7 protein-coding genes and 1 pseudogene are annotated in these 8,750 nt (G+C 38.8%); 2 read left to right on the top strand and 6 right to left on the bottom strand.

Annotated elements, in window-relative coordinates:
* Positions 1-78 precede the first annotated feature (78 nt).
* The 6 genes and pseudogenes from V7K61_RS09630 to V7K61_RS09605 all read right to left on the bottom strand — a co-directional run bounded on the left by V7K61_RS09630 (position 79) and on the right by V7K61_RS09605 (position 5,736).
* Positions 79-681, bottom strand: coding sequence for a Uma2 family endonuclease (locus tag V7K61_RS09630; protein ID WP_335053090.1), 603 nt, complete (start codon positions 679-681; stop codon positions 79-81).
* A 557-nt stretch (positions 682-1,238) separates the two neighbouring features.
* A complete protein-coding gene (hisS, locus tag V7K61_RS09625) occupies positions 1,239-2,627 on the bottom strand; it encodes a histidine--tRNA ligase (RefSeq protein WP_335053088.1) in 1,389 nt (462 codons plus the stop codon).
* Positions 2,628-2,716: 89 nt separating this feature from the next.
* Positions 2,717-3,163 (bottom strand): DUF3598 family protein, encoded by a 447-nt coding sequence (locus tag V7K61_RS09620; protein ID WP_335053086.1) that lies wholly within the window; start codon positions 3,161-3,163, stop codon positions 2,717-2,719.
* Between the two features lie 91 nt (positions 3,164-3,254).
* Positions 3,255-4,673 carry an aldehyde dehydrogenase family protein gene (locus V7K61_RS09615; RefSeq protein WP_335053084.1) on the bottom strand — a complete coding sequence of 473 codons (1,419 nt, stop codon included), beginning with the start codon at positions 4,671-4,673 and terminating at the stop codon, positions 3,255-3,257.
* A 60-nt stretch (positions 4,674-4,733) separates the two neighbouring features.
* Positions 4,734-4,850: pseudogene (locus V7K61_RS09610) on the bottom strand (nitrilase-related carbon-nitrogen hydrolase); the annotation flags it as partial.
* Between the two features lie 121 nt (positions 4,851-4,971).
* Positions 4,972-5,736: a red chlorophyll catabolite reductase gene (locus tag V7K61_RS09605; protein ID WP_335053082.1), complete on the bottom strand. Its 765-nt coding sequence runs from the start codon at positions 5,734-5,736 to the stop codon at positions 4,972-4,974.
* Positions 5,737-6,562: 826 nt separating this feature from the next.
* On the opposite strand from V7K61_RS09605, the gene V7K61_RS09600 reads away from it, so the two are divergent.
* Both V7K61_RS09600 and V7K61_RS09595 read left to right on the top strand, forming a co-directional pair.
* Complete coding sequence (locus V7K61_RS09600; RefSeq protein WP_335053080.1) at positions 6,563-7,066, top strand: hypothetical protein; 504 nt, start codon at positions 6,563-6,565, stop codon at positions 7,064-7,066.
* Between the two features lie 46 nt (positions 7,067-7,112).
* Entirely contained in the window at positions 7,113-8,732 is a 1,620-nt protein-coding gene (locus tag V7K61_RS09595) for a sensor histidine kinase (protein ID WP_335053094.1), read from the top strand.
* Positions 8,733-8,750 lie beyond the last annotated feature (18 nt).

Here is an 8,750-nt window from a genome sequence, read left to right as displayed (position 1 = left end):
AAAAAACTCGAATATTAAAAGTGAACTATAAACTGGATACTCATTTCTGAAGCATATCATGAGTTAAAATCTCATTTTTTAGTTCAAATCACAATTGCGCTCGTAGGCAATTTTCAAACACTCTGTAACTACTTCTGACACATTGATGTTAAGGAAATAACGGCTACTGGTTTCAACAGTGTAGCGATCGCCCTGCAATCTGTAAATTACAAGCTGGTTCTTCCTAAACAACCAAACTTCTGGTACTCGATAAGGTAGGTAGTCATTTACATCGGTGTAGCTGGTGATGTCTATCTCCACCACTAAATCAGGTGATGGATCGACACCCCAATTAATGCGATCTTTACCTGCGATTGTCTCCCAGTTTTCAATATAAAAACAGTAGTCTGGTTCTATACCACTTTCTTGTGGTAGTTCCATTGTGATTGGGGTAAATGCCTCGTATTCTCGTCCCAGATGATCGAGCAAAACTTTGACTACATCTGCAATTACACTTACTTTACGCCCATGTTCTGGTAATGGTGCCATCAAGAGAATTTCTCCATCTCGATATTTAATACGAGGCGAAGAGCGATCGCCTAGTTGTTCATTGAGTGCTTGATAATCTTGCCAACTTCCAGGTAGGCGTACTACCGCACCTGGGGGCAAATGGATTGTATCGGGTGTGACAACAACAAACATACAACTGAACCTCCACCTCAACTGTAATGCTTTAAATATCAATTGCTACGGCTGAAAAATACAGCAGCGATAACAATGAAACCTAAAAGTGCTATGGGAACCCAGAGATTAGGGACATCCGATAAACTCATAAATGACTTCCAAATAAGTAGGGTATATGACAATACAGTTCAGTTAAGCAATTTTTTCCTTCTCTTTTCTTCTCTCTGTGTACTCTGCGCGGCAGTCGCTCATGGGGGAAACCCCCAAGACCGCGCTGCCTTGCCTCTGTGGTAGCCTGCGGCAAGCCGTTCCGCGTAGCGTCTCGTAGAGAAGCGTCTACGTTAAAAAAAATGACTTTGACAAAGAGTGCTAGCCTTAACTGAACCGTATTGGGGTATATGAGGCAGATAGCAATAGACAGTTGCTACTTTATATATCAACCAACTTTTAGCTAAGTAGCTAGACGTAAATAAATTAAAGTTTGTAGTAAGGACTTTAGTCCTCATAATCCTTGCTTTGAGCGATGAATCGCTGACTACGAAATAGGATTTGACTTTATGTTGAATTATACCTAGCTACTTAAGCCTTTTTTTAACTTCCTCAGCCAAATTTTCTAGTAGCACTTCTACTTGCTCGCCTGTTTTCAAATCTTTGAGCGATGACTTTTGCGCTGCGGCTTCTTCGGAACCAATAATTACGCAAAATTGAATTCCTTGTTTGTCTGCTAATTGAAATTGTTTACCCAAGGGACGCTTATCAAAATTAGTTATGACATTAATTCCTGCCTGACGCAGATGTTGAGAAACTTTTAAATAAGTAGGCATTAAATCTTCTTGCATATTCACTACCATCACTTGGGCTGGTGTAGTAGCTAAGGTATTTAGAATCCCAGCTTTTAATAAACGACTAATTAAGCGAGTTAAGCCAATAGAAATACCGACACCAGGCATTTTTTCACCCAAAAACACCCCGACTAATTCTTCATATCTTCCGCCAGAACAAATACTACCTAAAGCTTCATGTCCTAATAGAGTTGTTTCGTAAACTGTGCCAGTATAGTAATCAAGACCACGCGCAATGGATAAATCAATACAGAAACGGTTTTCGGCAACTCCGAGATTACGCACTCCAGTAATTACCGTTTCTAATTCGGTAACTCCTAAACTCAATTGCTCGGTTTCTGGCAGATTTTGGGCGAGATGCTTGAGCTTATCTAAGACTTCATCAACGGAACCGTCAATTTTAATAAACTCAATAATTTTTTGTGACTGTTCGGCTGCAATTCCTTCTTTTTCTAAATCTTGTTTTACTTTACTTTCACCAATCTTTTCTAGAGTATCAACAATACCAATACAAGATTTTATCTGATTTTCGGCAATTCCCAATGATTTAAAGAAACCAGTAAGAACTTTTCGGTTATTAATGCGAATTAGAAAATCACCAATATTAATTGCTTCAAATATCTCAGTGATAATTGCAGGCATCTGAGCATCATAGAGCAAGCTGAGTTCGCGACGCGCAACTACATCAATATCACACTGGCGAAACTGACGAAAACGCCCATCTTTCGCCCGTTCTCCCCGAAAAACTACATCGGTTTGGTAACGGGCAAAGGGAAAGGTTAATTCATTCAGGTGACGGGCAATATACGCCGCTAAAGGAACTGTTTGATCGAACTTTAAAGCTCTTGCTTCCGAACCTGTTTCGCCCGATTTATCTCTCTCGGCTTGTCGATTTGGTGGCAATATAGGATCGATTCCATAAATGATATTATCGCCTTGATTTCCTTTAGCTTGTAGCACTTCTAAACGTTCTACAGCAGGTGTTTCGATGGGCGTAAATCCATAGCTTTCAAAAACTCTACGGATGATATCTAGCAAATATAGTTCTAGACGCTTTTCGCTAGGAAGAAATTCTGGAAACCCGCTAGGGGTAGAAAAGTTTATTTTGTCACCTTTGGCCATGTATGTACCTTACTAAGTTGAAATTTGAGATAAGAGTTATATCATATCTGCTTGATTATTGAAACCCCTGACGGGTTTCACTCCTATGTCTATTTTATCCGTTCTTCTTGCACCAATGTACGTTGATAGAGTCGATCGTTCTTAAACCAATGCCAGGTGCGGAAACGATAGTTATTGCAAGGGCTGATGAAAATCACTTCATACAAGTAAGCACCCGGAGCCTTCTTAAAAGTAAATCGGAACATAATAGTTGCATCGTCTACTTCCCAGGCATTACCCTCAAGGCGTTCGGTGTCAAACCATACTTTTTTATCTCGATATAAACCAGGAAAATGATGTTCCTCTTGTTTACCATTAGGCCATTGGTAGCGATTTATTTGGTAGTAGGAATAAGGAGGGTTTTCAATAAATTTGCAGCTTAAATGAGAAGTATATTTATCTAAAATTTTTCCTTCTGTATCAACCAGTGTGTAAGAACCCGACCACTCTCCTTCATGACGGGCCATTAGGGGCATTTCTGTTTTAATGATAGTCATGTTCAATTCCTATTTCTATAAGCTTTATTAGAGACTATTATTTTTCATTTGTATTTATTTTTCCTGTTATCAATTCTTTATTATTCCTTCACTATTCTTGATTATCAAACCACCAAGGGTCACTAGTTGAGTTGGTTTTGATCAAAATAGCTTTTTTTCGCATGAACCGTTTCAGCGCCGCTGCACCCATACGTGAACCTCCCAAACCAGAGAATTTGAAGGCGTTTTTCTCCCCCTCGTGCATAATGGCGGTGAGTCCAGCATCGTTGATACTAATAGCACCTGCATCTATCTGGTGGGCAATTTCTAAGGCTTCTGTTTCCGAGGCAAATACAGCAGCACTTAATCCATAGATTGAGTCATTGGCTAAAGAGACTGCTTCCTCTACTGTGGAAAAAGGCATCACTGGCATAATGGGGCCAAAAGTCTCTTCGGTCATGACTTTCATGGAATGATTAACTTGGGTAAGCACTGTGGGACGACACCACCAACCCCCACCTAAATCCTCTATTACACCGCCGCAGTGAATTACTGCTCCCTTTTCAACTGCATCTATGAGATGATCGCTAATAACGGCTGCTTGTCTTTGAGCGATGATGGGGCCAATTTCTCCACTTTCGACTGTGGGGTAGGCTAGCTCAAGGCGATGGGCTTTGGCTACTAGTTGATGGTAAAACTTTTCAAATATCGATTCTGCAACGTAAATTCGCTCAATTGAGAGGCATGACTGTCCGGTGTTGACGACGGAACCCCACAATATTGCTGAGGTTGCTAATTCTAAGTTGGCTGATTCTAAAACGATCGCAGGATCTTTTCCTCCTAATTCCAAAAAAGCTGGAATAAACTGTTTTGCAGCCGCCTGTGCAACTTTTCTCCCTGTGGCTACACTGCCTGTAAAACAGACCAAATCTACATTTTCAATCAAAACAGATCCAGTTTCCCCTGCTCCTTCCACAAAAGTTAAAACATCGTGCAATTTGGGAATGGCGTTGAGTGCTGTAATCAGTGGTGCTACGAAACGGGGAGTAATTTCACTGGGTTTGACAATCACAGCACAACCCGCCAACAATGCCGGAATGGTATCAACAGTAGACAGTGACAGCGGAAAATTCCACGGGCTAATTACCCCAACTAGGGGATAAGGAACAGATGTTTGTTGCAAAGCAATAAAGGGAATGGCTGTATTTTTTGCCGATTCTTGCAACAATTCCGGTGCTAACCGACACCAGCGATCGATGCTGGAGAGGAAAGAATCTATTTCTAATACCGAGATTGACAATCTTCCTGTATCATTTACCAAAGCTTCCGTGAGGCGATCGCGTCCAGATATTATCGCATCCTTCCACTGCTGTAAAGCTTCAATTCTCCCCTCTAAGCCCAATTTCTGCCAGCGAACTTGTGCCCGGCGCGTCCGCTTACATTGCTGTACCACCAACCTTGGAGGCGGCGGGATAATTACGTAGTCAAATTTGCCAGTTCGGGGATTGCGGACTTCTATTGGTTTTGTCATTTGTCATTTGTCATTTGTCATTTGTTATTACTTCCTAATCCCCAATTTCCATTCCCAAATTCAAATCATCCCCAGGTTGGTGAAGCACTCAATGGTGGTTTGCTGTGTTTGCAGGAAGTGTTTGCGGTCTACTTCTCTTTCCAGCATAGTATTAGCAGGGTAAAAGTGTGATTGGCGATCGCGAGTGAAGGTTGATTGCATAACAGGTAACTTGCGATGCTAAAGCGCAGTACGATTCTAAATTAGTGGACATGGAAAATTGAGAGTCATAACAAATGACCAATGACAAATGACTAATTTAGAGAATGCGATCGCCACCCCAGAGCGATCGCACAAGTTTCTCTGTCAATTCCGAGCCAAACATCTGTGCGGCAAATTTATTACCTGGATCGCGTTCAGCACTGATCCGGCGGAGCGCTAAATCGCGAGCAGCTAAAGTTTCTCGTGCATCTTCTGGCACAGGTTCAGCGCCATCTATCCAAGTTAACCAGCGATCGAGTGTTTCGTGTGCAAGTGTGCGAGTTAGTTCCAGGGTTTCAAAAGTAGGTGCGCCTGTGTAGCAAAGACTAACGGGCGATTGAAATAGGCGAATATACGCACTTTTGCTAGTAAATACCTTGAGCCGCGAATCTTGCTGTAATTTTAAGAATGTTTGATTAACTGGCTCATAGTAGCGATCTAGAGATGCCAAATCGGTTAAAAGCTCAGTCCGAGGAATGTAATCTATATAAAAGAAAATATTTGGAAGTGTGCCAAACTCGAAGGCCAAATGAGGAACCTGAATATGGGACTTCAACCAAGTGGTGAGACGCATAGTAGCAAAGTTTGATTTTTCCGGGTTTCCCAACCACGAATGCACTAGCCAGTCGATTTCTTCCCCAGAAAAAGCGGTTAGCGAACCCTTCATATTGCCATCAAGACTGCTGTATTGCTGTAAATTTTCTACAGAAGGGTCTGGATGTAACTGAAAACGAGCCTCTAATTTTTGGCGGAGTTCCTTTGTAATCTCCCACAACTGCTCAAATACAGCTTTATTATCTAAATCAGTTGGTTGTTGAGTCATGGTTTGAGTTTGCAGTTTTTCTATAAACTTTATATTTAGTTTGACACTTTCCGGTATCTAATTCGTTACTTATATCGAGCAACGCATTCATCGAACTCAAGATCGGGAGAGGATGTTTGAAAAGTCCTCTTCACGGTAGCAAAAAGTTCTAGATCCCCCTAAATCTCCCGATAAATTGGGGGAATTTGATTCCGGTTCCCCCCTTTTTAAGGGCTAGGGGAGATCGATCAATAAGTACCTAAAATCACAGCCAACCACTTTTCAAACAGCCTCTGAGAAATAGTCCATCAACCAAAGTGCGATCGAGCTATTGCAGCAACATCTTTTTTCACAGCAGAGTGCAGCAATTTATCTCAGTCGATGATTCTTCATTTATGGCGTTTATTTACTAATCACATAAAGTACATCATAGCCCCCTCCTTGCTTGCGGGGAGCAGGGTGGTTTCATACAACGAGAGAAAAACTAAAACTGGGTTTCAAAGCCTCTCTCCGTTTCGGGGAGAGGTTTGGAGAGGGGTAAAAAGCCATGCTACAAAACAAGAAATCAAGGCTTATGTATTTTTCTTTTTTCGTATGAAACCACCCTGCCCTCCTTGCTTGCGGGGAGGGGGTTGGGGGTGGGGTTCTTGTACCTCACTCAACTGAGAACTGCTATAGATGCTTTTGCCCTTAGCACAAGCTTCAGTGATAATACTGGAATTTTATGTAAAATTGTTTTTTATATACTTAATTATAAAAATAAAAATAATTTTGTTGAGAATTATAGACAAATTAGAAGAAAAACAAATATTAATAAGTTAGTTGTTTGATTATAAATATACAGAATATGGCATTTAATTTAGATAAAGCTTTTCAAATAGATATCGCTCAAATGAATTTGAAAAAAGCACATTCATTAGTATTTAGGTTACATGGTGAGCAGAAAATGCCTTTTGTCATTTGGTTACTGGAGAATCCTAATAGCATAATGGCATTACCTGGAAAAATTAGTCTGCTCCATCATGATTATATTCACATACTTTTAGATAGAGGGATTTCTTCTCAAGATGAAGCCTTTGTCATAGGATTTACAATGGGTAATGACTTAAAGACTAATCAACTACATTTATTCATATATCAATTCTTTGCTAAATTTATCTATCCAGTTCCTTATAATTTTTCAAAATTAGACTTTATGAGTTTTAAGTTAGGATTTATTTATGGCAGAAAGATTAAAGTCAAACAAATAAATGAAATTAACTTTGAATTTTACCAAAATGAAACTATAGGATTTTTGAGAAATTTTTTCGGTATCAATACTGATGAGTCTAAACTGATGCAAGAGTATTAATAGCGACAAAAATTAATTAAAATATATCTAAAAAAAGAGTATGAAAATGCACCTACCTTATAAACTGAGATTTGCTTCCTCTCAACTAATAACTGTAACAGTACTACTTACTCTGCTCTTATTTATTCCTCAAGTTTGGCTCAACTTGCAAGCATATTATAACTTCAATAGCATCACTAAAAATGAATTTAAACTTCAAATATTAAGTGATGAAATTACTTATTTTGATGAAGTATTAACTATGTCAGCCCGCATGAATGCTGCTACAGGAAACACTATTTGGGAACAACGATATCGCCAATTTGAACCTAAGCTTGATATTGCTATTCAAGAATCCATTAAACTAGCTCCTAAAGCATATAAAAATGAGGATACCAAGAAAATTGATGCTGCTAATCAGCGCCTAGTCGCAATGGAATATCAATCTTTTGATTTAGTTAATAAAAATCAAAAAGAGACAGCACAACAACTACTTTTTAGCCGCGAATATGAAACTCAGAAGCAAATTTATGCTGATGGGGTGATGAAAAGAAAATATAATATATCGCTTCAATTACAGCAGAGGGTTAATGAATATTATCAAAGAATCCTATGGGCGATTTCGGAGTCTATTATAAGTTTAGCGATGCTGATTCCGGCATGGCTTTTAGTATTGCATTTATTACAGCAATACTTAAAAGCTAAAAAAATTGCTCAAGCCGCTTTAGAAGAAACGAATTATCGATTGGAAATGCAAGTTACGGAGAGAACGGCAAAATTAAAACATAAAAATGTTCAGCTACAAAATACACTGCAAGAATTGCAACACACTCAAGTACAACTGATTCAAACTGAAAAAATGTCTTCATTAGGTCAGCTAGTTGCTGGTGTTGCTCATGAAATCAATAATCCAGTTAATTTTATTTATGGTAATCTGATGCATCTTAGAGAATATAGTCAGCAATTACTAACTTTAATTAAACTGTATCAGCAAGACTGTTCTAGTGAGAAATCAGAAATAACTACTCTAATTAATGAGATAGATTTAGAGTTTATTGTTGATGATATGCCAAAAGTCTTATCATCAATGGCAGTTGGTACTGAACGTATTCGCGAAATTGTACTCACTTTGCGTAACTTCTCACGCCTTGATGAAGCAGAAATGAAATTTGTTGATATTCATGAAGGAATTAATAGCACCCTATTAATTTTACAGTATCGTTTCAAAGAAAATCAGAAACAGCAGGAAATTGCAATTATCAAAGATTATGGGAATTTGCCTCTTGTTGAATGTTATGCAGGAGGGCTAAATCAGGTATTTATGAATATCCTTAGTAACGCTATTGATGCTTTACATCAACGGGAAGTAGAGTGTTTAAAAGGAGATATTGAAAGACAGCTTAATTCTATTATTATCCATACTCAAGTTAAAAATGAAGAGTCTGTAATTATTAGTATAAAAGATAATGGTTTAGGAATAACTGAAGAAGATCAAACTAGATTATTTGACCCTTTCTTTACTACTAAACCTATAGGTAAAGGTACTGGCTTAGGATTATCTATTAGTTACGAGATTATAGTGGAAAAACATCAAGGAAAAATTCAGTGTATTTCTGTACCTGGTAAGGGTACAGAGTTTATCATTGAGATTCCTATCAAGCAGACACGTTCAAGAGTTCCCCATTGACAGAGAGCCATCGTTGCT

Origin of the sequence: Nostoc sp., from assembly GCF_036918015.1 — a bacterium.
Classification (GTDB): Bacteria; Cyanobacteriota; Cyanobacteriia; order Cyanobacteriales; family Nostocaceae; genus Nostoc.
This window is presented reverse-complemented; position numbering and strand designations above follow the sequence as displayed.

Coding starts and splice junctions, on each gene's coding strand:
- V7K61_RS09630 (WP_335053090.1), bottom strand. CDS start 681: ATGTTTGTTGTTGTCACACCCGATACAATCCATTTGCCCCCAGGTGCG.
- hisS (WP_335053088.1), bottom strand. CDS start 2,627: ATGGCCAAAGGTGACAAAATAAACTTTTCTACCCCTAGCGGGTTTCCA.
- V7K61_RS09620 (WP_335053086.1), bottom strand. CDS start 3,163: ATGACTATCATTAAAACAGAAATGCCCCTAATGGCCCGTCATGAAGGA.
- V7K61_RS09615 (WP_335053084.1), bottom strand. CDS start 4,673: ATGACAAAACCAATAGAAGTCCGCAATCCCCGAACTGGCAAATTTGAC.
- V7K61_RS09605 (WP_335053082.1), bottom strand. CDS start 5,736: ATGACTCAACAACCAACTGATTTAGATAATAAAGCTGTATTTGAGCAG.
- V7K61_RS09600 (WP_335053080.1), top strand. CDS start 6,563: ATGGCATTTAATTTAGATAAAGCTTTTCAAATAGATATCGCTCAAATG.
- V7K61_RS09595 (WP_335053094.1), top strand. CDS start 7,113: ATGCACCTACCTTATAAACTGAGATTTGCTTCCTCTCAACTAATAACT.